The sequence below is a fragment of the Nocardiopsis alborubida genome (assembly GCF_012396365.1).
In the GTDB taxonomy this organism is placed as follows: domain Bacteria; phylum Actinomycetota; class Actinomycetes; order Streptosporangiales; family Streptosporangiaceae; genus Nocardiopsis; species Nocardiopsis alborubida.
Window position 1 is genome coordinate 92,302 of the sequence record NZ_JAAXPG010000007.1, and the last position, 25,870, is coordinate 118,171.

Here is a 25,870-nt window from a genome sequence, read left to right on the forward strand (position 1 = left end):
CGCAACCGTTTTCGGCGTCTGTCCGGATGTGGCCAGTACGGGTCCGCGGGGAACTCCGGGAAGGACCGCTCCCCTCGTGGCGGAAGAAGCGGGCCGTGGAAGGTTGGTGACCTGCGCTTATACGCACCCCCCTCTGTCCGGTGGCGCTGCGGCGCCGGGCGGTGCCCGTTGGCTTTGGGCATCACGGGGATAGGCGGGTGTTGACGCACGTGCCGGTTTCCGCTCTTCGATATCCGCACAGCCTGCACCCGATATGTCTGTTTATTTGGCCATTTCATTCCGTGGCCTGCGCTCTCATCCGGGAGAGACCGGACGGCCTCGCCTGGGGGGCACGGCGCCGCCCGGAGGGGCGCGGATTCCTCGCGTGCCCGACACGGACCGGTGAACGCTCGTACGGTTCCTTGGTAAATCATTGCACAACTGGACGATAACCATGGAAGGTGAATTCGGGAACAACAGTGGACGCGCGCACGCGGGCGGGGGCGCGGCGGAGTGGCCGCCCGCATGCGGGCGCGCTCCACCGCGGAACACGACGGCGAGGGCCGCGGCGGGCGAGTCACGCGAACGCAACGCGTCGGAAACACGACCCCGGTGGAGTGCCGGGACCGCCACCGGGCCTTCGCGTCATGAGAACACGAGCTGACCTGGGTCGACACCTGTTCTCCGGAGGGGGTAGCCGACCGCGGCCGCGGGGGATTTATGTTTACATCGAGGTAATACACTCCTCACACAGCCACGATCCGCAGGCGTGAGGACCTCAGGGCCTCGGATCACCATCATGTGTTGCGCCAGCGTGCGCTTGTTCGAGGTTCCCGACACAACGGCGTGTGGGGTGCCCGTTCCACCTGTGCTGAAAGGAACGTTCACCCATGTCCTTCGCCGACGAGGCAGGCCGTGACCACCACCCCGGAGTCCGCGCCGCCTATGAGCACGTCGTGCGCCGCAACCCCGACGAGCCGGAGTTCCAGCAGGCGGTGCTGGAGGTCCTGGACGACCTCTCCCCGGCCCTGACCCGGCACCCCGAGTACGACGAGCAGCGCATCCTGAAGCGCCTGTGCGAGCCCGAGCGCCAGATCATCTTCCGGGTGCCCTGGCGTGACGACCAGGGCCAGGTGCACGTCAACCGGGGCTTCCGGGTGGAGTTCAACAGCGCGCTGGGCCCCTACAAGGGCGGTCTGCGCTTCCACCCCAGCGTCAACCTCGGCGTGATCAAGTTCCTGGGCTTCGAGCAGATCTTCAAGAACGCCCTGACCGGTATGAACATCGGCGGCGGCAAGGGCGGCAGCGACTTCGACCCCAAGGGCCGCTCCGAGGCGGAGATCGAGCGGTTCTGCCAGTCGTTCATGACCGAGCTGCACCGCCACCTGGGCGAGCACACCGACGTCCCGGCCGGGGACATCGGCGTGGGCGGCCGCGAGATCGGCTACCTGTTCGGCCAGTACCGGCGCCTGGCCAACCGCTGGGAGGCCGGGGTGCTCACCGGCAAGGGCCTGGAGTGGGGCGGCTCTCGGGTGCGCACCGAGGCCACCGGTTACGGCAGCGTGCTCTTCACCGAGCGGATGCTGGAGCGGTCGGGCCGCGGCCTGCACGGCCAGCGCGTGACGGTCTCCGGGTCGGGCAACGTGGCGATCTACTCGGCGGAGAAGGCCCAGCAGCTGGGCGCGAACGTGGTGGCCTGCTCCGACTCCGGCGGCTACGTGGTGGACGACAAGGGACTGGACCTGGACCTGCTCAAGCAGGTCAAGGAGGTCGAGCGCGCCCGGATCAGCGTCTACGCCGAGCGTCGCGGCGGTGGCGCCCGCTACGTCGAGGGCGGCAGCGTCTGGGACGTGCCGTGCGACGTGGCACTGCCCTCGGCCACCCAGAACGAACTGGACGCCGACGCGGCGCTCACACTGGTGCGCAACGGCGTCGTGGCGGTGGCGGAGGGCGCGAACATGCCCACCACGCCCGAGGCGGTCAAGGTGCTGCGCGAGGCCGGTGTGCTGTTCGCGCCGGGCAAGGCGGCCAACGCCGGCGGCGTGGCCACCAGTGTGCTGGAGATGCGCCAGAACGCGCGGCGCACGTCGTGGTCCTTCGAGCACGCCGAGGCCGAGCTGGCCGAGACGATGGCGGGCATCCACGACCGCTGCGAGGAGGCGGCCGAGCGCTACGGGGCCCCGGGCGACTACGTGCTGGGCGCCAACGTCGCCGGGTTCGAGCGGGTGGCGGGCGCGATGCTGGCCCAGGGCCTGATCTAACGGTGGGGCGGGGCCTCCCCGGAGGCCCCGCCCCGTCCGGGCCCGGGCGTCACCGAGAATTGGGAGGAGGTGGGCGTGTACGTCCGTGAGACCGGCGAAGCACACGCTTCTCCTGTCCTGCTGCTGCACGGCGGCGGCGTCGCGGGATGGATGTGGCGTCCGGTGCTGGAGCGGCTCGGGGGCGCGGCCCGCGCGATCGTTCCCGACCTTCCCGGCCACGGACGCAGCGCGGACGAGGCGTACCGCTCACACGAGGAGACCGCCCGGGCCGTGGCGGAGGTCCTGGAGGAACGCGCGCCGCGCGGCGCGCTGGTCGCGGGGTTCTCCCTGGGGGCGCAGCTCACGACGCTCCTGGCCGCGACCCGGCCCGACCTCGTCACCGGAGCCGTCGTCGTGAGCGCCCAGGCCAAACCCTTCCGGTTCCCGGGCGCGACCCTGGGCCTGCTCGCCGCGACCGCGCCGCTCGCGCGACAGCGGTGGTTCGCCAGGCTCCAGGCGAAGGAGCTGTTCGTCCCGGACGAACTCCTGGACGACTACCTCCGCGACAGCGCCCGCATGAGCCGTGCGACCCTTCTCGCCAGCGTCGGCGAGAACATCCGCTTCACCCTTCCCCCCGGCTGGTCCGGTTTCGAGGGCCCGGCGCTGGTGATGGTCGGGGAACGGGAGCGCGGACTGATGCGCGATTCCGCGCGCGGCATCCGTGACGCCCTCCCGGGCTGTCGGCTGACCTCCGTTCCGGGATGCGGTCACGGCATACCCCTCCAACGCCCGGACCTGTTCGCCCGTGTCCTGGCCGCCAGGGTGTGAGCGGCCCGTCCGGGCGAGGCTCCGGGGCCGGGGCGCCGACGCGCGCCCCGGCCCCGGAGCCGTCAGGCGGGGACACCCGGGCGTCGGGGCCCGGAGGCGGTCACGCGTTCGTCACCACAGGTGGTGGACCTGGGGCCGGACGAGTTCGTCGTAGACCTCGGCCACCCGGGCGCGGACCTCGGGGGCGAGCGGGGCCAGCTCGGCGGCGGAGGCGTTGCCGCGCGCCTGGTCGGCGTTGCGGGCGCCGGGGATGACCACGCTGACGCCCTCCTGGTCCAGGATCCAGCGCAGTGCGAACTGGGCCATGGTCACGCCCTCGGGCACCAGCGGGCGCAGGCGCTCCACCGCCTCCAGCCCGGTCGCGTAGTCGATGCCGGAGAAGGTCTCGCCCTTGTCGAAGGCCTGGCCCTCGCGGTTGAAGTTGCGGTGGTCGTCCTCGCCGAAGGCGGTGTCGGCGCGGAACCTGCCCGACAGCAGGCCGCTGGCCAGGGGCACGCGCGCGATGATGCCGACCCCGGCCTCGCGGGCGGCGGGCAGCACCTTCTCCAGCGGCTTGTGGCGGAAGGCGTTGAGGATGATCTGCACCGTGGCGACGTTGGGGCGGGCGATCGCGGTCAGCGCCTCGTCCACGGTCTCCACCGACACGCCGTAGGCGCGCATGCGGCCCTCGGCGACCATGGCGTCCAGGTCGTCGAAGACGGCGTCGGTGGCGATGACCCGCGCGGGCGGGCAGTGCAGCTGGACGAGGTCGACGGTGTCCACGCCCAGGTTCTGGCGGGAGCGGTCGTTCCAGGCGCGGAAGTTGTCGGGGTTGTAGTTGTCGGGGGTCTGGTCGGCGCGGCGGCCCATCTTGGTGGCCACGGTGATGCCGGGGCGCTCCTTGAGCAGCTGGCCGACGAGCCGCTCGCTGCGGCCGTCGCCGTAGACGTCGGCGGTGTCGAAGAAGGTGACACCGGCGTCGGCGGCCGCGTGCAGGGCGGCCAGGGCGTCAGTTTCGCTGACCTCGCCCCAGGAGGCTCCGATCTGCCAGGCGCCGAAACCGATGACGCCCACGTTGTTGCCTGTGCGGCCGAGTACGCGTGTTTCCATGGGTGCGATCCTAGGCCCTTGGGAGCGTTCCCAAATGCGCGGACGGGCCTGAGTGCCCGAGGCCCTGCCCTGTCGGGGGTGCGTCGTACCCGTGCGTGCACAGGCGCGCGGGAGGGAAGCGGTCAGGGCCTTCGCAGCAGGCCCAGGCCCAGGACGGTGACGCTGTGCAGAACGTAGCGGCCCTCCTGACGGCTCTGTACCAGGTCGGCCTCGCGGAGCACGCTCAGGTGCTTGCTCGCCGTGGCGGGGGAGACGGTGAGCCTGCGGGCCAGACCTGTCGTGGTGCACACCCCGCCCTCGGCGACCAGTTCCAGGAGCCGGGAGCGCGTGGGCCCCAGGAGCGGAGCGAGACCGTCGGGTCGCGGGGCCGGTCGCGCCCAGCCGGGACTGTGCTCGACCGTGTGGACCAGCACAGGCGGGAGACCGGGGTCGGCGAGCGCCACGGGCCTGCCCCAGCAGAAGAAGGACGGCAGCAGGAGCAGACCGCGTCCGCGCAGGTGGAGTTCGCGGTCGAAGGGATAGTCGATCTCCAGAACGGGCGGCCTCCAGAGCGCGGTGGAGCCCAGGGAGGCCAGGAGCGCTTCGGAGCCCCCACCCCGCAGGGCACGTGCACGGCGTGCCAGGTCCGCGTGCACCTGAGCGCGGATCCGGCTCCAGAACGGCGCGAGCGCGGCGCGCTGGTAGGTGCGCAGAGCGCCGCCGAGCAGGCGCATGGACCCGGCGTCGCCCGCGGCCAGCCAGCCGAACGACGAGGGCGGGCGGGCGTGGTCGGCCAGGATACCGAGCTCCTCGCGGATCCGGGGGACCGGCGTGGTGAGCACGGACTCGACACCGAGGTCGGGGTCGGGATCGGCATCGGTCGGGGTGAGGAAGTCGGGGCAGTAGTTCCCGTAGGGCACCAGCGCCAACAGCAACCGCAGCGCGCGTTCCCCGGGGCCGCCGTCCAGCAGCGCCCGGTGCACGGCCCCGCGCCATTCGTCGAAGAACAGGGCGCCCTGCCTGTGCTGTAGCAGGTGAAGGCTGTTGACGGTCTCCCACATGGGGTTGGCGGAGTCGGCCAGGCGAAGGCGCAGGAGGTCGTCGCTACTGAAATGAATGAGTAGCTTTGTGCTGTTTTCTGGCATTTCGGACTTCCCCACTTCCGACCACGTTTTCGCCAGGAAGAAAACATACCCACAAACCCGAAAGCGAGTGTTAATAATAACCAAGAAGGCAGCGAAGAGTGAGTGGTGCCGGAGATGGAAAGGAAATTCCATGAATGGGGAATCGGTGGGCGGACACGGCGCAGCGCGCCGAAGGGCTCGCACGGCGAACCCGCGCGCGCTCCTCGCCCTCCTGGCGCTGCCCCTCCTGCTCACCGCCTCATGCTCCCCGGACCAGCAGACGCAGGACGCCCCAGCACGCGACATCACACCGGAGGAGGAAGAGCTGCTGGAGACGGCCGGACAGATCCTGCTCCGAGAATGCATGGAAAGCCACGGGTTCGAGTACCAGATCGTTTCGGATAAGTCCGCCGCCGAGTTCGAGGAATTCCGTTACGTCATCGACGATCCGTCCTGGGCCGCCGAGCACGGTTACGGATCCCGGCTTCAGCGCGAGGCCGTCGAACTGCGGGAGAACGACCCCAATCAGGTCTACTTCGCGGCTCTGTCCCCCGAGCGCAGGGCCCAGGCGCTGGTGGCCGCCAACGGGCCCAGCCCCGTCGGGCTGACGGCGACCACGCCCGACGGGATGGAACTCGGCCGCAGTGACCAGGGATGCCAGTCGCAGGTCGACCGCGAACTCTACGGCGACCTGGCCTCCTGGTTCCAGGCCCGGACCACCGTCGACGCCCTTCCCCCGCTCCGCTACCAGCTCGTGGTCGACGACCAGCGCTACCTGGAGGCCGCGCGACCCTGGGCGGACTGCATGCGCGCCGCCGGACACGACTACGCCACACCGGCTGACATCCGTGCCGCGCTGCCTCCCCCGCAGGACCCCCTGCCCCGGCAGGAGGAAGTCGGTCTCGCGCTGGCCGAGGCGCGCTGCGCCCTGGACTCCGGGTTGGCCCAAGCCGCGGCGGACCTGGACGAGCAGCACGGTCGGGAGCTGAGCGAGCGCCACCGCTCCGCGCTGGAGACGCAGCGGCGGCTGCAACTGGACGCCCTGCCCCGGGCCCGCTCCATCGTCGCCGGGACGGAGCGGACCACGGACCCCGAACACCGGGAGTGACCCCCGCCCCCGGAGCAGTAAGAGACACAGGAAGAGAGACAGGAAACCATGAGGACCAAGCGCATGACGGCCCTGGTCGCGGCGGCGATCACCGTCGCGACCCTGTTCAACGCCCCCACCGCGCAGGCTGAGGAGGTCCGGCCCCACACCGCGGCCGCGGCCGCCGACGGCAGGCTGTACGCCTACTACGACTTCGACTACAACCGCTACTGCGGCTCCTGGTTGGGCAACTCCTCCAACTGGGGGTCCTGCCGCAACACCACGTCCTCGCTGTGGAACAACGGCTACCCGGGCAACCTCGACGACGTGTGGGTCTACTGGGGGCTCAACCACTCCGGCGCCCGCCGGGGAGTGCACAACGGGGTGGCCCTCGCCAACCTGAGCCGGTGGACCTTCGACGCCAACACCGGCTCCGGCTCCGGCCAGGCACTGAACAACAACATCTCCTCCCACATGTGGACCAACCTGTGACCGGTGTGCCGCTCGTGCGGCCCGCCAAGGCGGGTCCGCGGACCCGCTGACAGGTGCCGAGAGGGCGGGGAGGGCCTTCGGCGCGGAGAGGACGACCGTCCCTGCCGCCCGGAGGCCCTTCCCCTGTGTCCACCGCGCCGCCGAGGCGGCGGTCGCGAGGATCCGGCCGCCGCGTTCACCCGGGTGCTACCGATGGTCACAGCAAGTTAACGGGGTGTTGCCCGAGGGCGGTTACCTTCGCTGCGTCAGCGTTCCCCCGGCAGAAAGGCACCCCCCGTGTCCCGCTTCGCCGCACGCCCCGCCCTCGCCCTGCTCGGCACGACCCTGCTGGCCCTGATCCCCGTCGTCGCCGCCGCACCCGCCGCGTCCGCGGCCACCGCGCCCGAACGCGTGATCCTCTCGCCCACGGCCGACCCCGCCACCTCCCAGACCCTCGCCTGGCGCTCGGACGGCTCCGGCTCGCCGGTCGCGCAGACCGCCCCCGCCGCCGACCCCGGCCGGGTCACCACCGTCGAGGGCACCGACACCGGCTCGGCCAACGGCACCTTCCACACCGCCACCGCCACCGGCCTGACTCCCGGCACCGCCTACCGCTACCGGGTCGGCGACGGCACCGACTTCAGCCCCTGGCGCACCTTCACCACCGCGGCCTCCGGCGCCGAGCCCTTCACCTTCCTGTACTTCGGCGACGTCCAGAACGGCATCTCCACCGGCGGCGCCACGGTGGTGCGGGCCGCCCTGGCCGCCGAGCCCGAAGCAGAACTGGTCGTGCACTCCGGCGACCTGGTCGACTCGCCCAACAGCGAGTCCCAGTGGACCGAGTGGTTCGACGCCTTCGGCCCCGAGGCCACCGGCACCGTCAACCACCTCGCCGCCCCCGGCAACCACGAGTACTCGCTGCTCTCCCTGAGCCGGTACTGGAACCCGCAGTTCCCGGGCGCGGGCAACGGACCCACCGGCGGGCGCCACCTGCCCCAGACCGTCTACCACACCGACTACCAGGGCGTGCGCTTCGTCGTCCTCAACTCCAACTACCGCAACGCGGCGCCGCTGAGCACCGACTCCTGGCTGGACACCCAGCAGCGCTGGCTGGAGGAGGCCCTGGCCACCAACCCCCACCCCTGGACGGTGGTCACCTTCCACCACCCGGTCTTCTCCAACAGCCCCAGCCGCGACAACGGCCCCCTGCGCGACTCCTGGCTCGACACCCTGGAGGAGCACGACGTGGACCTGGTCCTCCAGGGCCACGACCACTCCTACGGCCGGGGCAACCTGACCGCGAACCGCACCGGTGACCCCGACGTGCAGACCGGCCCGGTCTACACCGTCGCGGTGACCGGCACGAAGATGTACGACGCCTCCACCGACAACTGGACCGACAACGGCGCCGAGGTGCGCGTGCAGCTGACCGACACCTCCACCTTCCAGGCCGTGGAGGTGGACGGCGCCCGCCTGCGCTACACCGCACGCACGGCCGACGGCACGGTCGTGGACTCCTTCACCATCGACAAGAGCGACGGCAAGCGCGTGACCGACACGCTCTGAACCCAGTCGTGGCGCCCCGCCCCCTGGGGCGCCACGCCTGACGAAGGCCCCCTCGCCCCGATGCCGCCAAGCGTCAGGGGCGGGGGCACACCGTGGCGGGGAGCGGCGCCGGTACGGGGCGCCTGGGATGACCCCGGTGCGGCCTCAGTCGCCGAAGCCGGTCAGCGCACCGCGGTCGTCGAACCTGGCCGCCGACGCCCAGGCGATCTCCCAGCGGTTGCCCTCGGGGTCGGCGACGTACGCGGACCGCCCTCCCCAGGGGCGCTCCACCGGTTCGGCCACGACGGTGGCACCGGCACGCACCGCGGCCGCGAAGGCGCTGTCCACCTGCTCGGGGCCGTCCACGTTGCAGGCGAGCGTGATCCCCGACCAGCCCGCGGGGCCGGGGGCGCCGTCCGCCGCCTCGGCGGCCAGCTCCTCCACGGGGTACAGGGCCAGCAGGACGCCGCCGAGCAGGAAGGCCGCCCAGCCGTCACCGCTGGCCGGGACCTCCTCCCAGCCCAGGGCCCTGTAGAACCGGCGGAGCTCGGGCAGGTCCCGGGCTCCCAGCGTCACGACGGTCAAGCGCGCGGGCAGGTCAGACATGCCTGGAGGCTACGCGGTCGGGGTCGGGGGAAGGAAGGACCGAACGGTCGGGACTCCCGGCCGGCGGCCTCGGCCCGAAGCGCTCCCGGTAGGCGGAGGGGCTGATCCCGGTGTGGGCGCGCACGCTCGCGCGCAGGTTGGCGGTGCTGCCCAGGCCGCTGGCGCGGGCGACGGTCTCCAGTCCCATTCCGCCCGCCTCGATCAGGCGGCAGGCCAGCAGCACCCGCTCGGCGCGCAGCCAGGCCAGCGGGGTCGTGCCCAGCTCGGTCCGGAAGCGGCGGTGCAGGGTCGCGGCGCTGACCGACGCCCGGGCGGCCAGGTCGGCGACGGTGAGCGGGGAGTCCAGGCGCTCGCGCGCCCAGTCCAGGAGCGGGGACAGGGAGGTGTCGGCCGCCTCGGGGACGGGCCTGGGCACGAACTGGCGCTGCCCGCCCTCGCGGTGGGCGGTGAACACCAGCCGCCTGCTGACGGTGTTGGCGATCCCCTCCCCGTGGTCGCGGCGGATCAGGTGCAGCCCCAGGTCCAGGGCGGCGGCGCTGCCCGCCGCGGTGAGCACCCGGCCCTCGTCCACGAACAGCACGTCCCGCTCCAGCCGGACGCGGGGGTAGGTCCGGGCGAACAGCTCCTCGAACCGCCAGTGCGTGGCGGCCCGGCGGCCGTCCAGGACCCCGGCCGCCGCCAGGGTGAACGCGCCGCTGCAGAAGCTCACCAGGCGGGCGCCGCGCCGGTCCGCCGCGCGCACGGCCTCCACCACCTCCGGGGAGGGCGGCACCTCGGGGTCGGGCCGGTTGGGCACGATGACGGTGTCGGCCCCGGCGACCGCCTCCAGCCCGGCCAGGCCGCCGAGGGTGAACACGCCCCGGTGCATACGTACCTCGGGCACGGCCGCGCACACCGTCAGGTCGTACCAGGGGCGGTCGATCTCGGGGCGGCGCAGCCCGAACAGCTCGGTGGCCACGCTCATCTCGAAGGGGTTGGATCCCTCGTCCACGACGAGGGCCACGCGGTGCGAGGATTCTTGCGGCATGTGCGATTCCTAGCACTTCCCCGGGCGGTGCGCCACGGCCAGGATGGCCGTCATGAGCGAACAGCCGATCAACCTGAACGACGCGCTGGACTCCTTCGAGCAGCTGTGGAGCCCGCGTATCGTCACCCGGGTCAACGACTACGACGTGCGCGTGGCCAAGGTCCGGGGCGAGTACGTGTGGCACGCCCACGACGACACCGACGAGTTCTTCCTGCTGTTGGACGGGGACCTGCGCATCCGGCTGCGCGAGCACGCAGGGGGAGCCGAGCGGGTGGTCACCCTGGAGAGGGGATCGGTCTTCGTGGTGCCGCGCGGGACCGAGCACCGGCCCGAGTCCGACGACGGGGCCGCCATCCTCCTGTTCGAGCCGACGGGAACGCTGACGGTGGGGGACCGGCACGAGGAGGTGCCCGACCACGTGGACGCCACCACCGGGCACGCCCTGGACGCGGGCTGACGCGCAGGGCCGGTCGCACCGGCCCGTCCGGAAGGGTCCCGTGCCGCGGTCGCTCCGCGCCTCAGGAGCCGTCCCGCAGTTCGGCCAGGCGCTCGCGGGTGAAGCGGATGTCGTCGAAGGTGACGGCGCAGCCGTCGCCGGTCGGCGACTGGGCCTCGAACCCGATCCGGGCGGGCGCGGTGCCGTCGCCGACGGAGAAGAACCGGATCATCCGCCAGGCCGCGCCGTCCAGGGAGGCGTGGTAGGCGAAGCTCCGGCCGATCCGCGAGACGCGCAGCCACACCGTCCGGCCGTCGACGGTGAAGGCGTTGGCGTCGTCCGAGACGCCCCGGGTGACCACGGAGACGACCATGGGTTCGCGGTCGGGGGAGTACTCGAAGCAGAGCTTGCCCCAGTGGCGGTCGTCGACCCACAGGAGCAGCACTCCGGCGTCGAAGGCTGACGCGAAGCCGACGGTGACACGCGCGCTGAACTGGAAGTCGCCTTCCGGAGGGACGCCGATCAGGGTCTCGGCGTTGAGCATGGTCGCGGCGTTGATCTGGGAGTCCGTGTCCGGGGCGATGAAGAGGTCGCTGTGGGCGGTCGCTGCGGCCGTCACCGCACCGGTCTCCTCATCGATCGCCCATGCCGCTCCGGACGACGGGGAGAGGGCGAAGGGCAGTGCCGGTACGTTCCAGGCGGGGGTCATTGCTGCTTCCTCCGGTGTCGTGGTGTCAGGGGCGGCCGACCGCAGGCCCCGCGGGGCGGGGTGGGGTGGGGGGCTTTCGACGGCTGTCGTGGGGGAGCGGACCACGTAAGCCTAGGAGGGGCCGGGCGCGAGGGCGCACGCGACACCACCAATCGGCCCGCCATGAGAGGGAATCCGGGTCCGTCTCGCGCCCGCCGGGCCCACAGGGTGAGGCCTACGCCCCGCCGCCGGTGAGCGCTCCGCGCACCATGGCCTCCGCGAGGACGCGGACCCGCTCCCGGTCGAGCAGGTCGGCGGGGAGGGTGACCAGGTTGAACAGCGTGCCGGAGTAGAGGCTGATGAGGACGGAGACCGCGGCCTCGGGCACGCCCGTGCCCATCTCGTCGTGCAGCCCGGCGGTGTCGGCCAGCGCGGTGGCGCCCAGCCGGGCCAGGACGGCGGCCAGTGCGGGACGGCGCCGGGCCTCCAGTTGCAGCTCGAAGACCGCCAGGTAGCGCTCGCGCAACTCGGTCGCCGCGGTCCACAGCGAGTCGGCGAGGATCTCGGCCAGGTCGTGCGCGCTGGTCGTCCTGCGGGGCGCCGGGTCCGTCCCGTCCGCCGCGCCCTCCGCCGGGTCGACGGCGGTGGCGGCGGCCATGTCGGCGAAGTGGAGTTCGAGGACGCGTTCGGCTGCCGCGACGAGCAGGGCCTCGCGGTTGCGGGCGTAGTTCGTGGCGGTCCCGGCCGGGACCCCGGCGCGGGCCTCGACGGCGCGGTGGGTCAGCCCGTGCGCCCCCTCCTCCGCGAGCAGGGCGATGGCCGCGTCCGCCAGGGCACGGCGTCGTCGCAGGTTGGCGGGAGGCATGGGGGTCAGTATAGGTCGGCGACGCCTACCACTACCATCGTATTGAACGGCGGTCGGCCCTTTGCCGAACGCCCGACGGCGAGGGAGTGGACGGCTATGAGGGAACCGGTGGCGACGGTGGTCGGCGGCGGCATCGCGGGGCTCGCGTCGGCGGTGGCGCTGGCCCGGGAGGGCTGGCGGACCACCGTGCTGGAGCGCCGATCCGGCGAGGCCGAGGTCGGCGCCGGGGTCGCGATGCTCGGCAACGGCGTCGCCGCGCTGCACGCGCTCGGACTCGACGACGAGCGCGTCGCGCGGATCGGGTACGAGACCACCGCGACGGGCTTCCGGGACACCCGGGGCCGCAGCCTCCTGCTCATCCCCGACCACCGCCCCGACGTGCGCCCGGTGGTCACGCTGCTGGGCCTGCACCGGCAGCGGCTGCACGCCGCCCTCCGCCAGGCAGCGGAGGAGGCCGGAGTGGAGGTGACCACGGACGCGCGGGTCACCGGTGTGCGCCCCGGAACGCCCGGCGGGGAGCGCGCGGAGGTGGAGTGGCATGGAGGGGACACCGACCACCGCACGGAGGCCGACCTCGTGGTCGGCGCCGACGGGGTGTGGAGTGCGGTCCGCGCCGCGCTCTTCCCCACGGCGCGCCCCCGCTACAGCGGGAGCACGAGCTGGCGCGCCGTCGTTCCCGACACCGCCCGCGACGGACGTCTCGTCGAGTACTGGGGGCCGGGCGGAGAGTTCGGGTCGGTGCGGGTCAGCGCGTCGGAACTGTACTGGTACGGCTACGTCCGCGCCCCGGAGGGAGCGGTCGTCGGCGACGAGCACGCGGTGGCGCGGGCCCGGTTCGCCCGCTGGGCGCCCGAGATAGGCGAACTCATCGCCGACACCAGCCCCGACCAGCTCATGCGCCACGACGTCTACCACCTGCCGGGCGGGCTGCCGAGCTACGTCCGCGGGCGGGTCGCGATGGTCGGCGACGCCGCGCACGCCGCGCTGCCCACGATGGGGCAGGGCGCGGCCACCGCCCTGGAGGACGGTGCCAGCCTCGGACGTCTGGTCAGCGGCCGGACGGCGCACGGCGACGACCTGGGACGGGCCCTGGCGGAGTTCGACGCGGTCCGGCGCCCGCGATGCCGCTCGATGGCCGCGCAGGCCGTCCTCATGGCGCGGTTCGGGGCGGACCTGGGCGGCGGGTGGCGCCAGGCGTTGCGCAACTCCGCGCTGCGCCTGGTCCCCGGCGGTGCCCTCGTGCGGATGGGCTCCTCGGTGGCGCAGTGGACGCCCCCGCCGGTCCCCGGCCCGGCTCCGACCCGTCCCTAGCCCGCCACTGACAGCGGCATCACCTTCTGGAGTCGTGTCAACCCTCGTCAGCGGGCTGGCCAGGCGTTGCTGGCCGTGGTTCAGGGGCGGGTCTTGGACAGGTCCTGGACGATGGTCCGTTCGGGGACGAAGCGGACGAGGCGTGCGTCGTCGTCGAAGTCCTTCAGGTCGGCGGGCCAGGTGGACTCGTCGTCGCCGAGGTAGCGGCGGCGCTTGCGTCTGGAGCGTTCCTCGTCGTAGGGCACGACCTCGGCCTTACCGCGCATGATCACCTGGAGGAACTCCAGTCTCTCCAGGTCACAGGTGTCCACGACCAGCGCGACCCGGGGGTCCTTGGCCAGGAACCGCGACATCCGCGAGTAGGCGCCGGTGATCCACCAGACCGCGCCCTCCTCCCACAGGAACCACACCGGACGCACCGTGGGTGCGCCGGAGGAGTCGGAGACGGCCACCCTGGCGACCAGGGGGCGGGCGAGGAAGGCGTCGACGTCGAAGGGGTGCTCGTGCTGACTGAAGGTGCTGGGGGTATCGCTCACATCTTCAGGCTAGGCGGCCCGGGGCGGCGGGGAAAGAAGCTTTTTCGGGCTGTGGACAACCCGTCGCGGGGGTGTGCGGTGGCGGGCCGGACGGAGCTGCGGCCCGCCACCGGGAGGGCGCGGAAGCGTCCTCAGGCCTTGGGGGCCTGGGCGGCCATGAGGCGGGTGAAGGCGGTCCACTCACCGGCACCGACCGGGAGGAAGCCCAGTTCAGGGTGCTTGGAATCGCGGATGGCCGCACCGGTGGGCAGTTCGGCGACCTCGACGCAGTTGTCTCCGCTGGTGGAGTAGGAGGACTTGTGGAACTCCAGCAACATGTTCAGGCTCGCTTGTCGTGCTCTGCGGCGATGGAACCGATGAGGTCGAGCGACCCCTGGGGGTCCAGCGCCAGGTTCTGGACGGCGTCGAAGATCAGCGCGTGTTGATCGAAGTAGTCCGCGTCCTCAACGTACAGCGCCTCCACCACGGTGGGGATGGAGACTATGCCCGGTTCGGGCCTGGGGAAGTCGAACAGGGTGAAGGCACCGTCAACGGCGGGGTGCGCACCCGCCTCGTCGGGGAGTACGAGCACGGTCACCTTGTAGTGGGCGGCCATACCGACGAGGAAGCGCAACCGCTCGGCCATGACGGTGTACGCCCCCACGACCTTGCGCAGGGCTGCTTCATCGAGGACGGCCGTCAGTCGGGGACCGCTCGGTGCGTCCAGGACAGCACGCCGCTGGCCGGTCGCGTCTCGCCCTTCACCCCGGCCTGCAACGCGCGGACCTGCACCTGCGCCCCGCTGCCGTACGGCTTCTGGGAGGCCATCGACCGGCTCGGCCCCTACGCTCACGACAGCCGAAGCTGGCTCCGCGCCCAGAGCCCGGATCAGGGGTGAGGGGCCTGCCGCAGCTTGGTCAGCTCCTCCTCGTCGAAGTCCTCGGCGAAGCTGGGGATGGACGAGGCTGCCCCGACGTCGGGGGAGGCCAGTTCGGGGTCGTCGTTCTGGAGGGCGAACGCGGGGGCCCAGCGGGCCGCGTGGTCCAGGGCGTCCACCACGGAGTGGAAGTACAGGTGCTGTCCGAAGCCGCCGTGGGCGATGTGCATGAAGAAGCTCGTGCCGTCGTCGCCGCTGAACAGCTGGGCGTAGGAGGACGAGCAGGGACCGCCGTACTCGGCGAACGGACGTCGGTTGAACCCGGCGCGGGCGACGCAGTCCGTCCAGTCCTCCTCGACGGTCTGGGTGGCGCACGCTTCGTTGACGGGGTCGGGGCCCGGCGCCCACGCGCCGTCCCGGTAGTGCAGTGCGGTGGTGGTCATGGGGGCCATGGTCGCAGGTGGATCCGGTTCGCGGGCGAAGTTGGCCGGATTGGCCGGACCCGGACGACAGCCTGGACTTGAGGAGGACCCGGTGTGTCTCGCCCCACCCCGCCGTACCGGGAACCGGTGGGGGCGACGGCTGGTCGACGCACCCCTCTGTAGCGTGCGGGAGATGACCTCCCACGTGATCATCCGTACGGTCCGGGCCTCCGACGCGGACGGGCTCGTGCCGCTCTACGCGGCGCTGTCGCATCCCTCGACGGCGGTGGCCGACCGTCCGTCGTTGCGGCGGCCACGACGCGGCGGCGGGCGGCATCGTGGACCAGGCCATGGCCGAGCAGGACGTGCGCCCCACCGCCGTCGGACCGGCCCGCTCCCTGCCCCTTCACGGCCTCCCGGGTGGCGAAGGCGTCCCACCGTGCGATCGCACCCCCAATGGTCCATCCCCCGGCGTCCACTTGGCGAACCACCCGCCACGACCACGGCCTACCGGTCGTCCGTCAGGACCGCCGCCGTCCTGGTCCGGCTCCGCGTACGACCCGACAGGACCGTTGCCCCGGATTCACCGGACACGCCTCAGCGGCGTTCCGGCAGCAGCGCGAGCACCCGGGCACTGACGGATTCCAGAGGCCCCCGGGCGAACCGACGCGACCACATCCTGGCGGCGGTGACCAGGATCAGGGCGATCGCGCAGTAGGCGGCCGCGACCGTCGCCGCGACCACGGTCGGATCGGCCCCCACGAGGACCCCCGCCAACCCCAGCCCCCAGCCGTAGAAGATCACCGACCCCAGCAGGTTCTGTAGGACGTAGCAGGTCAGGGCGGTGCGACCCACCGCGCGCAGGGAGCGGACCACCTGCCCGTTCCCGCGCGCCCGGTCCAGCAGCCATCCCGTCAGACCCACGTACCCGAGCATCAGCAGGCCGGAGAAGGCGTACCGGTGGGCCGTGCCGAGTTCGGATATCGCAGAACCCAGAACGCACAGCGGCAACCCCAGGCCCAGCCCCCAGGCCAGCAGCCGTCCGCGGATCAGCCGTCCGCGCGCGGTGTCGTCGAAAGCGCCCGAACGGTAGAGCCGCACCCCCAGCAGGAACAGGAAGAGGCACATGGGGAGGGCCACGAGGATCTCCGCCCGGGTGCCGAAGAACCCCGTCCACCGTTCGGCCACCTGGTCGGGGTAGGAGCCCTCGATGAAGAGGAGTTCCTGTGCCCCGACCGTCGCGGGGGCGGGATCACCTGCCGGAAACAGGGTGAACAGCAGGGTGAACGCGCTCATGAGGGCGAGGTTCGCCCCCAGAGCGGTCCACATCACCACCGACCTGACCTTCTCCGAGCGCCTCAGCAGCCACACGACCACCAGCGCGGTGACGGCGTAGCCCATCAGGACGTCCCAGGCGAACAGCAGCACGGTGTGCAGCGCGCCCTCGACCAGCAGCAGGACCTGGCGCCACCCGTTACGGCCGGGCCAGGGTCGGCCGTGCGCGGCCGCGGACCGGTGCTGCACGGCCAGACCGATGCCGAACATCATCGCGAGCAACGCGTAGGACTTGCCGTTGAGCAGCGGGTCCAGCACCGCTCTGAAGGCGCCAGCGGACTCGGCGACTCCGGGTAGGAAGAGCCAGATGTTGGTGGCGAGGGTGCCCAGGATGGCGATCCCCCGCAGCACGTCGAGGATCAGCAGTCTGGGCGGGGGTGTGGGGCGGGCCTCGGTGCGGGCCCGCGGGGCTTCGGCTTCGGTGTCCATGCCCGGCAGCCTGCTGGTGGGGACCCCTGGGGCGCGTCCGCCGAACGGCAGAGGTGCACCCTTATGCCGTTCGGCATACGACGGAGGGCGTTCCATGACCCACCATGAGGGGATGGAGACGACCCTGACCCGAACGGACGCACCGGACGCGGTGGTGCCCCAGGGGCCGCACCGCCGACGGCGCCGACTGCCGGACACCGCTCGGGACCCCCTGATCGCCGCGGGCTGGGCGGTGTCGCTCGCCTGGTCGGGGACCTCGGGCGCCGCCGCAGCACCGTGGTGGGCACTGCCCGTGCTGGTGGTCTGCGCCTGCCTGCCGCTGGTGTGGCGGCGCCGGTACCCGGTGGCGGTGGCAGTGGCCACCGGTACCGCGGCGCTCGCGCTGGCGGTCGTCCTGGGGGTGGGCGCCCCGCTGCCGGAGGCGCTGGCCGCCTTCGCCGCCGGGTCGGCGGTCCTGCACCGGGCTCCGGCGGCCCTGGTGGGCGCGCTCTCGGTGCCGTGGATCCTGACCCTGTTCACCCTGAGCGCGGAGCAGCCGGGCCTGCTGTGGGGGGACCCGCCGCAGATCGTGATGATCGCGCTGACCGGGGTCCTGCCCACGCTCGTGGGGCTGCTCCTGCGCATGCGCGCCGAGCGGGCGGGACAGAGGCGCAGCGCCGAACTCTCCCGGATCCAGCGGGAGCGCGCCCGGGAACGGGCCCGGATCGCTCGGGACGTGCACGACATCGCCGGGCACCACCTGAGCGCGATCCGGCTGCTGGCCGTGGGCGGACGCGAGTCGCTGCGCGGGCCGCAGGCCGACCCGGACCGGGTGCTGTCGGCGATCGCCGACGCCGCCGGGAGGGCGGTGGGAGAGATGCGGGAGCTGCTGGAGCCCCTGCGCGAGGAGCGCTGGGACGAGCCCCCGCCGCCGGAGGTGCGGTTGGCGGATCTGCCGCGGTTGGTGGAGGCGGTGGAGGGGATCGGCCTGGCCGTGGACCTGGTGCTGCCTCCGGGTATGGACGAGCAGGTCCACCCGCAGGTGGCGGAGGGCGTCTACCGGATCGTGCAGGAGGCCCTGGGCAACGCGCTGCGGCATTCGTCGGCCCGGCACGTGACCGTGCGCCTGGCCCGGCAGGGCACCGCCGGTCTGCTGGTGAGCGTGGTCGACGACGGCATCCCTCCACCCGGGGCCGTCACCGGCCGGGGCATCGCGGCGACCGGCCTGGGACTGCGGGGGATGCGCGAACGCGCCGAGGAGCTGGGCGGCCGCGTCGAGGCCGGATTCGGGTCGGGCGGGGGCTGGCGAGTGCGGGCGGTGCTCCCCGTGGCGCCAGCCGGGAACGGAAGGGACGCGCGGACGTGATCCGACTTCTGGTCGCCGACGACCAGCCCGCCGCGCGGGAGGGGCTGCGACTGCTCTTCGGGGCGGCTCCGGACGTGACCGTGGTGGGTGCTGCCGCGCACGGCATCGAACTGGTCGCCATGGCACGACGGCTGCGGCCGGACGTGGTCCTCACCGACATCCGTATGCCGGGCATGGACGGGGTGGCGGCGGCCCGGGATCTGGCCCGGCTGGACCCGGCGCCGCCCACGATCATGCTGACCACCTTCGACCTGGACGAGTACCTGTTCGGAGCGCTACAGGCGGGAGCCGTGGGGTTCCTGCTGAAGGAGAGCGAACCGGAGCTGTACGTGACGGCGGTGCGCGCGGCGGCGCGCGGCGAGGGGGTGATCGACCCGCGTGTGACGCCCCGGCTGGTCGACCGGTTCGCGCGGACCTCGCCGCGGACCCCGCCGCACCGGGCCCAGGAGCTCACCGACCGGGAGCGCGAGGTGCTGCGCCTGGTCGCGCGGGGGCACGGGAACGCGCTCATAGGCCGTGAGCTGGGGATCACACCGGGCACCGCCAAGGTGCACGTGGCCCGCATCCTGACCAAGCTCGGGGTGGCGAGTCGGGTGCAGGCCGCCGTGTTCGCCTACCGGTACGGGTTGGTGACCTGGTCCGACACCGTCGAGGAGCCCTGATGCCCGCACGCGGTCCGGGCCGGAGCGGGCGCGGAAAACCCGGTGACGGCGGGGGAGCGGGCGGCCACAATGGCCCGATGGTCGACCGACACTTCTCCCAACCGGACCTGGCCGAGCTCTACGACTACTTCAACTTCTGGCGGTGCTCACCCCAGGACGACTTCTACCTCGACCTGGTCATGGACGCCCGCTCCGTCCTGGACGTGGGCTGCGGGACGGGCAAGCTCCAGCGGGTGGCGCGCGAGCGCGGCCACACCGGGCGCCTGGTCGGCCTCGACCCGGCCGACGCGATGCTGGAGGTCGGGCGGCGCGACCGCGACGACGTCGAGTGGACCCTCGGAGACCTGGTTCACGGCCCCTACGACGGGGAGGCGGGCGGTCCCTACGAGGCTGAGTTCGACCTGGTCGTCATGACCGGGCACGCCTTCCAGGTGTTCCTCACCGACGACGGGTTGCGGGAGTTCCTGGCGGCGGTGCGCCGGGCCCTGACCGAGGACGGCCGGTTCGTGTTCGAGACCCGCAACCCGGCCGCGCGGGGCTGGGAGGCGTGGACCCCTGAGCGGGTGCGCACCGTGGACGGCCCGGAGGGCGCAAGGCCACCTGTGTCCACCGGCTGGAGAGCGTGGAGGGCGATCTGGTCACCTTCACCTCCGACTACGGCGTCGAGGGCTGGGACGGGCCCCGGAGCAGCCGCAGCACGCTGCGCTTCCTGGACGCCGACGCCCTGAACGGCTTCCTGGCCGAGGCCGGGCTGGAGGTGAGCGCGCAGTACGGCTACTGGGACCGCAGCCCGCTCACCGACGCCAGCGCGGAGATCATCACCTTCGCCCGACCGTGCTGACCGGCGTCCGTACCGGGAACCCGTACCGCGGACCCGCGCCGAGAACTTCTGCCGCGAAGCTGTCACACCCGTGCGCCGGGCGGGGTCGAGGGGGTGACAAGCCCGAAGGCACCCGGCCGGGCAGGCCGGTGCCCTCCCGACGAGGAGCATCGCTGATGTCCACCGCCCACATCGTCCTCACCCTGCTCGGCGCCGCCCTGGCGGCCTTCTCCGCCGGATCGGTCTTCCTGCGCGCCCCGTGGGTCGTGCAGCCCCTGACCGAGTACGGCGTCCCCCGCTCCTGGTGGCCCTGGCTCGGCGCGGCCAAGGCCGCGGGGGCGGCGGGCCTGCTGGTGGGCCTGTTCGTCCCGGTCGTCGGCGTGCTGGCGGGGATCGGCCTGGTCCTGTACTTCACCGGGGCCGTCGTCACGGTGGTCCGGGCGCGCTCCTACGCGCACATCCCGTTCCCGCTGGTGTACGCGGCGCCGGTGGCCGCCTCCCTGGTGGTTCTCTGACTCCGGTCGACCGGCGCCCAACCGCGCCGGTCACCCCGTCCACCCTCCAGGGAAGGGCGGCCGGCACGCTCACCCGCGCAGGGCGATGCTGGCCTGGAGCCCGTCCAGCAGCGCGTTCAGCCCGAACCGGAAGGTCTCCCACGCCTCCTGCTCCAGGTAGGGCTCGCTCTGGTCCTCGTTGCTGAACGCTCCCTGCTCCGACAGCAGGGTCAGCACGGGGAAGCGCTGGTCGAAGTCCGGGGCGACCCGGTCCAGCTGCGCGGAGCGCTCGTACCACCACGCCTCCTCGGCCACGCCCGTGACCTCCGGGGCGCGGCGCGACTCCGAGGCGATCTGCACGGGCCCGCGTACGAGGGTGAACAGGTTGCCGTAGGCGCTGCGGATCTGCGTGGGTCCCAGTCCGGCGCGGTGCAGCACCGCGGCCAGCGACTCGAACAGCCGGTACTCGTTGGGGCCCAGTACCGGGCGGGCCTGGGAGACCTCCAGGGTCCAGGGGTGCCTCAGGTAGAAGTCCCACAGCCGGGTGGCCCAGGATGTCGTAGCCGTGCGCCAGTCCGGTTCGGCGTCGGCCTCGGCGGCGTCGGCCAGTTCCGCGAAGGCGTGGTCGTACATCAGCTCCACGAGTTCGTTCTTGCTGGCCACGTAGGTGTAGAGCGACATGGCGGTGCGCCCCAGGCGCTGGCCCACCGCGCGCATGGACAGCGCCTGCATCCCCTCCGCGTCGGCGAGGGCGATGGCGGTCTCCACCACCAGGTCCACGCTGAGCTCGGGTTTGGGGCCGGGTGCCGTCCGGGCGCTGTCCCCGCCGCGCGAGCGCCACAGCAGCTCCATGGTGCGACGGGCGTCACCCTGCCCGGCGTAGACCACCACTTGCATCTCCTTACGCTATAAACTAACGTTCTCCAGCCATCAGCTTACGCCATAAGGACTCCTGAGGAGCAGTGTGTCTTCCCACCCCACCACAGCGGACACCCACGACACCATCCAGGTCCGGGGAGCCCGGGAGAACAACCTCGCCGACGTCTCGGTGGACATCCCCAAACGGAGGCTGAGCGTCTTCACCGGCCTGTCCGGCTCGGGCAAGTCCTCCCTGGTCTTCGGAACGATCGCCGCCGAGTCCCAGCGCCTGATCAACGAGACCTACACGACCTTCGTGCAGTCGTTCATGCCCAGCCTGGGACGGCCCGACGTGGACAGCCTGCGCAACCTCAGCGCGGCGATCATCGTCGACCAGGAGCGGATGGGCGCCAACTCCCGCTCCACCGTCGGCACGGCCACCGACGCCGCCGCCATGCTGCGGATCGTCTTCAGCCGGGTGGGCACCCCGCGTCTGGAGCCCTCCAGCGCCTTCAGCTTCAACAGCTCCGAGGGCATGTGCGGTGAGTGCGAGGGGCTGGGGCGCACCAACCAGATCGACGTGGACGAACTCGTCGACCGCGACCTGTCCCTGAACGAGGGCGCGATCACCGTCCCCGGCTACGGCGTGGGCAGCTGGTACTGGCAGGTGTTCGTCAACTCGGGCCTGCTGGACGCCGACAAGAGGGTGGCCGACTACACCGAAGAGGAGTGGCACACCCTGCTGCACCTGCCCGTCACCAAGGTCAAGGTGGGCACCAACTCCTTCTCCTACGAGGGGCTGGTCCCCAAGATCAGGCGCACCTACCTGGCCAAGGACCGCGAGAAGATGCAGACGGCCGTGCGCGCCTTCGCCGACCGCGCGGTGACCTTCTCCACCTGCCCCGAGTGCGACGGCGCCCGCCTCAACGCCCGGGCCCGGGCGGTCAGGGTCGCCGGGCGCACCATCACCGAGTGCTCGGCCATGCAGGTGGACGAGCTGGCCGGGTTCGTGCGCTCCCTGGACGAGCCCTCGGTCAAACCCCTGCTGGACAACCTCGGCCACACCCTGGAGTCCCTGGTGCAGGTGGGGCTGGGCTATCTGAGCCTGGACCGGGAGTCGGGCACGCTCTCGGGCGGGGAGGCGCAGCGGGTCAAGATGGTGCGCCACCTGGGTTCCAGCCTCAGCGACGTGACCTACGTCTTCGACGAGCCGACCGTGGGCCTGCACCCGCACGACATCGAGCGGATGAACAACCTGCTGCTGAGCCTGCGCGACAAGGGCAACACGGTGCTGGTGGTCGAGCACAAGCCCGAGACGATCGCCATCGCCGACCACGTCGTGGACCTGGGGCCCGGTGCCGGACCCTCGGGCGGGCGCGTCACCTACACCGGGGACGTGGCCGGGCTGCGGGCCTCGGGAACGCTCACCGGCGACCACCTGGACCACCGGGCCACCCTGCGCGAGAAGGTGCGCGCGCCCCGGGGGCACATCTCCATCACCGGCGCGAACTCGCACAACCTCAAGGACGTCAGCGTGGACATCCCGACCGGGGTGCTCACGGTGGTCACCGGCGTGGCGGGATCGGGCAAGAGCTCGCTCATCCACGGCGCCCTGCCCGGGCGCGAGGGCGTGGTGGTGGTCGACCAGTCGGCGATCAAGGGGTCGCGGCGCTCCAACCCGGCCACCTACACCGGGCTGCTGGATCCGATCCGCACCGCCTTCGCCCGCGCCAACGACGTCAAGGCGTCGCTGTTCAGCGCCAACTCCGAGGGTGCCTGCCCCGAGTGCAAGGGCGCCGGGGTCATCTACACCGACCTGGCGATGATGGCCGGGGTCTCCTCACCCTGCGAGCACTGCGAGGGCAAGCGGTTCCGGGCCGAGGTGCTCACGCACAAGCTGCGCGGCAAGGACATCAGCGAGGTGCTGGCGATGTCGGTGGTGGAGGCGCGGGAGTTCTTCCCCGGTGGCAACGCCCGCACCATCCTGGACCGGCTGCACGACGTGGGCCTGGGCTACCTGGGGCTGGGCCAGCCGCTGACCACCCTGTCGGGCGGTGAGCGCCAGCGCCTGAAACTGGCCATCAACATGGCCCGCGACGGGGCGGTGTACGTGATGGACGAGCCGACCACCGGCCTGCACCTGGCCGACGTGGACCGGCTGCTGGCGCTGCTGGACCGGTTGGTGGACGACGGCAACACGGTGGTGGTGATCGAGCACCACCAGGCGGTGATGGCGCACGCCGACCACGTCATCGACCTGGGTCCGGGCGCCGGGCACGACGGCGGCCGGGTCGTGTTCGAGGGCAGCCCCGCCCAGCTGGTGGCGGAGGGCGACACCCTCACCGCCCGCCACCTGCGGTCCTACCTGGGGCACTGACCGATGTGGCCCAGGAGGGTCTGAGCTGCGACGGGCACGCGCTCTGAGGGCAGGCGCGTGCGGCGGGGACAGCCGCGCCCCGTCCCCACGCCCGTCCCGGCACGGCTTCGTGCCGGGACGGGCGTACCGTGCCCTCCGTCCCGGCGGCCGGACGTGGTGCTCCCCGACGGGACCGGGCGACTCCAGTCCCCTCGGATCTCCGACCCGGAAACTCGGGCACCGGCGGGGGTGGCGCGGTCGCGTCCGTGCCGCTCCCGTCTCGGGAACGGAAACGGACTGGCAGCGGGGTGGCGGCCGGGCGCGGTGGCCCCGGCGCGTCGCCCACGTCCTAGGCTGAGCCGGTGAGCGAACCGATCATCGTGGCCCGTGACGTGGACGTGGAACTGGGCGGCGTCCCGGTCCTGCGCGGAGTCGACCTCACGGTCGCGCCCGGGGAGGTGGTCGCGGTGCTCGGCGCCAACGGCGTCGGCAAGACCACCCTGCTGCGCTGCCTCGCTGGGCTCCAGCGGACCGCGGGCGAGGTCAGTGTGCTGGGCCGACCGCCCGTGGACGAACCCGGGTTCTGGCGCGAGGTCGCCCTGGTCGGTGACGAGCCCACCTGGTATCCGGGGCTGACCGTGCGCGAGCACCTGGAGCTGATGCGCGCCGTGCACGGCCCCGGACGGCTGGAGGTGGCGGCGGCCGTGGAGCTGTTCGAGCTGTCCGGCTGCGCGGACCGGGCCCCGTCGTCGCTGTCGACCGGGCAGCGCCAGCGGCTGTCCCTGGCCATGGCGCTGCTGCGGCCGAGTCGGTTGCTGCTGCTGGACGAGCCCGAACGCGGACTCGACGCCGCCTTCCGGGGGCGGCTCGCGGGGCTGCTCGCCGAGTACGCCGCGGACGGCGGCACGGTGGTGATGGTGACGCACGACCCGCGGTTCGCCGAGGACGCCCGCCATGTCGCCCTGGAGGCCGCCGCGTGAACGGGGCGGCCCAGACGGGGGCGACGCGGACGGGAGCGGCACAGGTCCGGGCGTTCGCGCGGGCCCGCAACCGCCGACACCGCAGCTGGTCCGACCGCTACGTCATCCTGCTGGCCCTGGGGCTGCTGGTGGTGACGGTGTCTCCGGTGATCGGCCGCGCGGTGGCGGCCGTGCCCGGCGCGGTCGATCCTGCGCGGGCGGGCGCGGGCCTGGCGCTGACCGCGCTGCTGCTGGCGGCCTCCCTGAGGCTGGCGCGCACGGTCGGGCCGGTGGCGGTGTCGGCGGCGGACGCGGCGTGGCTGGTGCTCTCTCCGCTGCCGCGCCGCGGGGTGCTGGCACCCGCGCTGCTGGTCCTGGCCCTGGTGTGCGCCGCTGGCGGCGCGGTCCTCGGCCTGGCGCTGCTGAGTGCGCTCGGCGCTCCCGACGCGCTGGCGCTCCGGCTGCTGGCGGCCGTGGTGCTGGGCGTGTCGTGGACGCTGGGCGGGACGGCGACGGCCGTGCTGGCGCAGGCGGCGCAGCCCTGGGACGACCGGCTGACCGCGCTGCTCGTGGCCCTCGTGGTCGCGGCGGCCGCCGTGATGGTGATGAGCGCGGGGCCCGGGCGCGGGGTGCTCGTGGGCATCGCGTCGGCTCCCGTGTCCGCGTGGAGCGCGGCGGCGTGCGCTTCGGCCGGGGTGGCCGCCGCTGTGGCGTGGCGGGCCTGGCGGACCCTGGCGCACATCCCGGCCCGCGCTGTCCTGGAGGCCTCGTCCCGGGCGGAACTCGCGGCGGGCGCGTTCCTGGTCATGGACCCGGGTTCGCTGTCCTGGATCGCCGAGGACGCGCACTGGCGCTCACGCGTGCTGCGCTCTCGGGCGTGGCCGTCGCGGCTGCGCGGTGCGGCCGCGGTGGCCTGGCTGGACTGGCGGCGGCTGGCGCGAAGGCCGGGGATCCTGGCGCTGGTGGCGTCGGCGACCATTCTGCCCGTGCTGGCCGCCCGTGCGGGCACCGGGGAGGCGGGTGCGCTGGTCGTGCTCGCCGCGGGCGCGTTGGCGGTCGCCGCGACGGGTACCGCGGGGGCGCGCCGGGACGCCGGGGACGCGGCGCTGGCGCGGTTGCTGGGTACCGGTCCGCGCGCGCTCATGGCGGCGCGGGCGGTGCTGCCCGCCCTGCTCGGCGGCCTGTGGCTGACCCTCGCGCTGGCCGGGCTGGGCCTCGCGGGCTTCGGAGGGCTCTGGTGGCCTCTGGGGTTGCTGTGCGCTCCGGCGCTGGCGGCGGGGGCGCTGCGGCTGGCCCGGCGCCGTCCCGTCGAGCACACGATGCCCGTCGTGGACACACCCCTGGGCCCGGTGCCGCTGGGGCCGGTGGTGTGGGCGCTGACCGGCGCCGACCTCGCCGTGCTCGGGTGTCTGCCCGCGCTTTTGGCGTTCGTCTCCGGGGTGACCGTGCCGCTGCTCGCGGCGCAGGCGGTGTGGGGCGCGGCGGTGCTGGGGGCCTACTGCGCCGCCCCGAGACGCGCGTAG

25 protein-coding genes and 2 pseudogenes are annotated in these 25,870 nt (G+C 72.8%); 14 read left to right on the top strand and 13 right to left on the bottom strand.

The genetic code is table 11. From position 1 onward, the window contains the following. Nucleotides 1–869 precede the first annotated feature (869 nt). A complete protein-coding gene (gene gdhA / locus HGB44_RS09295; RefSeq protein ID WP_061079740.1) occupies nucleotides 870–2,240 on the top strand; it encodes an NADP-specific glutamate dehydrogenase in 1,371 nt (456 codons plus the stop codon). Between the two features lie 75 nt (nucleotides 2,241–2,315). Beyond that, nucleotides 2,316–3,047 carry an alpha/beta fold hydrolase gene (locus HGB44_RS09300; RefSeq protein ID WP_061079741.1) on the top strand — a complete coding sequence of 244 codons (732 nt, stop codon included), beginning with the start codon at nucleotides 2,316–2,318 and terminating at the stop codon, nucleotides 3,045–3,047. Between the two features lie 111 nt (nucleotides 3,048–3,158). Here HGB44_RS09300 and HGB44_RS09305 read toward each other — a convergent pair whose 3' ends face one another. Both HGB44_RS09305 and HGB44_RS09310 read right to left on the bottom strand, forming a co-directional pair. Beyond that, on the bottom strand, nucleotides 3,159–4,136 hold the full coding sequence (locus tag HGB44_RS09305; protein WP_061079742.1) for an aldo/keto reductase: 978 nt from the start codon (nucleotides 4,134–4,136) through the stop codon (nucleotides 3,159–3,161). 122 nt (nucleotides 4,137–4,258) lie between these two features. Next, entirely contained in the window at nucleotides 4,259–5,260 is a 1,002-nt protein-coding gene (locus HGB44_RS09310; protein WP_061079743.1) for an ArsR/SmtB family transcription factor, read from the bottom strand. A gap of 130 nt (nucleotides 5,261–5,390) precedes the next feature. Between HGB44_RS09310 and HGB44_RS09315 the strand changes: the two genes are divergently transcribed. The 3 genes from HGB44_RS09315 (at nucleotide 5,391) to HGB44_RS09325 (ending at nucleotide 8,363) form a co-directional block, all read left to right on the top strand. Next, nucleotides 5,391–6,347, top strand: coding sequence for a hypothetical protein (locus HGB44_RS09315; RefSeq protein ID WP_231972363.1), 957 nt, complete (start codon nucleotides 5,391–5,393; stop codon nucleotides 6,345–6,347). Nucleotides 6,348–6,395: 48 nt separating this feature from the next. After that, on the top strand, nucleotides 6,396–6,818 hold the full coding sequence (locus tag HGB44_RS09320) for a hypothetical protein (RefSeq protein ID WP_061079744.1): 423 nt from the start codon (nucleotides 6,396–6,398) through the stop codon (nucleotides 6,816–6,818). Between the two features lie 276 nt (nucleotides 6,819–7,094). Next, complete coding sequence (locus tag HGB44_RS09325; RefSeq protein ID WP_061079745.1) at nucleotides 7,095–8,363, top strand: purple acid phosphatase family protein; 1,269 nt, start codon at nucleotides 7,095–7,097, stop codon at nucleotides 8,361–8,363. Nucleotides 8,364–8,507: 144 nt separating this feature from the next. Here HGB44_RS09325 and HGB44_RS09330 read toward each other — a convergent pair whose 3' ends face one another. Further along, the gene (locus HGB44_RS09330; protein WP_061079746.1) at nucleotides 8,508–8,948 is read right to left on the bottom strand and encodes a VOC family protein; all 441 of its coding nucleotides are present in this window, start codon (nucleotides 8,946–8,948) and stop codon (nucleotides 8,508–8,510) included. After that, a complete protein-coding gene (locus tag HGB44_RS09335; RefSeq protein ID WP_210751396.1) occupies nucleotides 8,941–9,975 on the bottom strand; it encodes a helix-turn-helix domain-containing protein in 1,035 nt (344 codons plus the stop codon). Before HGB44_RS09335 ends, HGB44_RS09330 begins: the two co-directional genes overlap by 8 nt. A gap of 52 nt (nucleotides 9,976–10,027) precedes the next feature. Between HGB44_RS09335 and HGB44_RS09340 the strand changes: the two genes are divergently transcribed. After that, entirely contained in the window at nucleotides 10,028–10,432 is a 405-nt protein-coding gene (locus tag HGB44_RS09340) for a cupin domain-containing protein (RefSeq protein ID WP_061079748.1), read from the top strand. Nucleotides 10,433–10,493: 61 nt separating this feature from the next. On the opposite strand, the gene HGB44_RS09345 is transcribed toward HGB44_RS09340, so the two are convergent. Together HGB44_RS09345 and HGB44_RS09350 are read right to left on the bottom strand one after the other, a co-directional pair. After that, nucleotides 10,494–11,120, bottom strand: coding sequence for a DUF1349 domain-containing protein (locus HGB44_RS09345; protein WP_061079749.1), 627 nt, complete (start codon nucleotides 11,118–11,120; stop codon nucleotides 10,494–10,496). Nucleotides 11,121–11,334: 214 nt separating this feature from the next. Next, nucleotides 11,335–11,964 (bottom strand): TetR/AcrR family transcriptional regulator, encoded by a 630-nt coding sequence (locus HGB44_RS09350; RefSeq protein WP_061079750.1) that lies wholly within the window; start codon nucleotides 11,962–11,964, stop codon nucleotides 11,335–11,337. 96 nt (nucleotides 11,965–12,060) lie between these two features. Between HGB44_RS09350 and HGB44_RS09355 the strand changes: the two genes are divergently transcribed. Continuing rightward, nucleotides 12,061–13,275, top strand: a complete 1,215-nt coding sequence (locus HGB44_RS09355; RefSeq protein ID WP_061079751.1) for an FAD-dependent oxidoreductase — start codon at nucleotides 12,061–12,063, stop codon at nucleotides 13,273–13,275. Nucleotides 13,276–13,355: 80 nt separating this feature from the next. Here the strand turns inward: HGB44_RS09355 and HGB44_RS09360 are convergent, their stop codons facing one another. The 6 genes and pseudogenes from HGB44_RS09360 to HGB44_RS09380 form a co-directional block, all read right to left on the bottom strand. After that, entirely contained in the window at nucleotides 13,356–13,811 is a 456-nt protein-coding gene (locus HGB44_RS09360) for a pyridoxamine 5'-phosphate oxidase family protein (protein ID WP_061079752.1), read from the bottom strand. A 131-nt stretch (nucleotides 13,812–13,942) separates the two neighbouring features. After that, complete coding sequence (locus HGB44_RS09365) at nucleotides 13,943–14,128, bottom strand: DUF397 domain-containing protein (RefSeq protein WP_082768276.1); 186 nt, start codon at nucleotides 14,126–14,128, stop codon at nucleotides 13,943–13,945. Between the two features lie 2 nt (nucleotides 14,129–14,130). Further along, a pseudogene (locus HGB44_RS09370) lies at nucleotides 14,131–14,529 on the bottom strand (DUF5753 domain-containing protein); the annotation flags it as partial. Beyond that, nucleotides 14,490–14,618: a hypothetical protein gene (locus HGB44_RS32410; protein WP_267909075.1), complete on the bottom strand. Its 129-nt coding sequence runs from the start codon at nucleotides 14,616–14,618 to the stop codon at nucleotides 14,490–14,492. The gene HGB44_RS32410 and the pseudogene HGB44_RS09370, both read right to left, overlap by 40 nt. Nucleotides 14,619–14,678: 60 nt before the next feature. Next, nucleotides 14,679–15,110: a hypothetical protein gene (locus HGB44_RS09375; RefSeq protein WP_061079818.1), complete on the bottom strand. Its 432-nt coding sequence runs from the start codon at nucleotides 15,108–15,110 to the stop codon at nucleotides 14,679–14,681. A gap of 576 nt (nucleotides 15,111–15,686) precedes the next feature. Then, nucleotides 15,687–16,853: a DUF418 domain-containing protein gene (locus tag HGB44_RS09380; RefSeq protein WP_061079754.1), complete on the bottom strand. Its 1,167-nt coding sequence runs from the start codon at nucleotides 16,851–16,853 to the stop codon at nucleotides 15,687–15,689. Between the two features lie 94 nt (nucleotides 16,854–16,947). Between HGB44_RS09380 and HGB44_RS09385 the strand changes: the two genes are divergently transcribed. The 4 genes and pseudogenes from HGB44_RS09385 to HGB44_RS09400 all read left to right on the top strand — a co-directional run bounded on the left by HGB44_RS09385 (nucleotide 16,948) and on the right by HGB44_RS09400 (nucleotide 20,195). Beyond that, nucleotides 16,948–18,198, top strand: a complete 1,251-nt coding sequence (locus tag HGB44_RS09385; RefSeq protein ID WP_210751397.1) for a sensor histidine kinase — start codon at nucleotides 16,948–16,950, stop codon at nucleotides 18,196–18,198. Next, complete coding sequence (locus tag HGB44_RS09390) at nucleotides 18,195–18,860, top strand: response regulator (RefSeq protein WP_061079755.1); 666 nt, start codon at nucleotides 18,195–18,197, stop codon at nucleotides 18,858–18,860. Before HGB44_RS09385 ends, HGB44_RS09390 begins: the two co-directional genes overlap by 4 nt. A gap of 77 nt (nucleotides 18,861–18,937) precedes the next feature. Then, nucleotides 18,938–19,701 (top strand): annotated as a pseudogene (locus HGB44_RS09395) (class I SAM-dependent methyltransferase). A 155-nt stretch (nucleotides 19,702–19,856) separates the two neighbouring features. Continuing rightward, on the top strand, nucleotides 19,857–20,195 hold the full coding sequence (locus HGB44_RS09400) for a DoxX family protein (RefSeq protein ID WP_061079756.1): 339 nt from the start codon (nucleotides 19,857–19,859) through the stop codon (nucleotides 20,193–20,195). 69 nt (nucleotides 20,196–20,264) lie between these two features. On the opposite strand, the gene HGB44_RS09405 is transcribed toward HGB44_RS09400, so the two are convergent. Next, complete coding sequence (locus HGB44_RS09405; RefSeq protein WP_061079757.1) at nucleotides 20,265–21,065, bottom strand: TetR/AcrR family transcriptional regulator; 801 nt, start codon at nucleotides 21,063–21,065, stop codon at nucleotides 20,265–20,267. 73 nt (nucleotides 21,066–21,138) lie between these two features. On the opposite strand from HGB44_RS09405, the gene HGB44_RS09410 reads away from it, so the two are divergent. The 3 genes from HGB44_RS09410 (at nucleotide 21,139) to HGB44_RS09420 (ending at nucleotide 25,870) form a co-directional block, all read left to right on the top strand. Next, nucleotides 21,139–23,409: an ATP-binding cassette domain-containing protein gene (locus HGB44_RS09410; protein WP_061079758.1), complete on the top strand. Its 2,271-nt coding sequence runs from the start codon at nucleotides 21,139–21,141 to the stop codon at nucleotides 23,407–23,409. A gap of 341 nt (nucleotides 23,410–23,750) precedes the next feature. Further along, nucleotides 23,751–24,368: a heme ABC exporter ATP-binding protein CcmA gene (gene ccmA / locus HGB44_RS09415; protein ID WP_061079759.1), complete on the top strand. Its 618-nt coding sequence runs from the start codon at nucleotides 23,751–23,753 to the stop codon at nucleotides 24,366–24,368. Next, nucleotides 24,365–25,870, top strand: a complete 1,506-nt coding sequence (locus tag HGB44_RS09420; RefSeq protein WP_061079760.1) for a DUF6297 family protein — start codon at nucleotides 24,365–24,367, stop codon at nucleotides 25,868–25,870. Before ccmA ends, HGB44_RS09420 begins: the two co-directional genes overlap by 4 nt.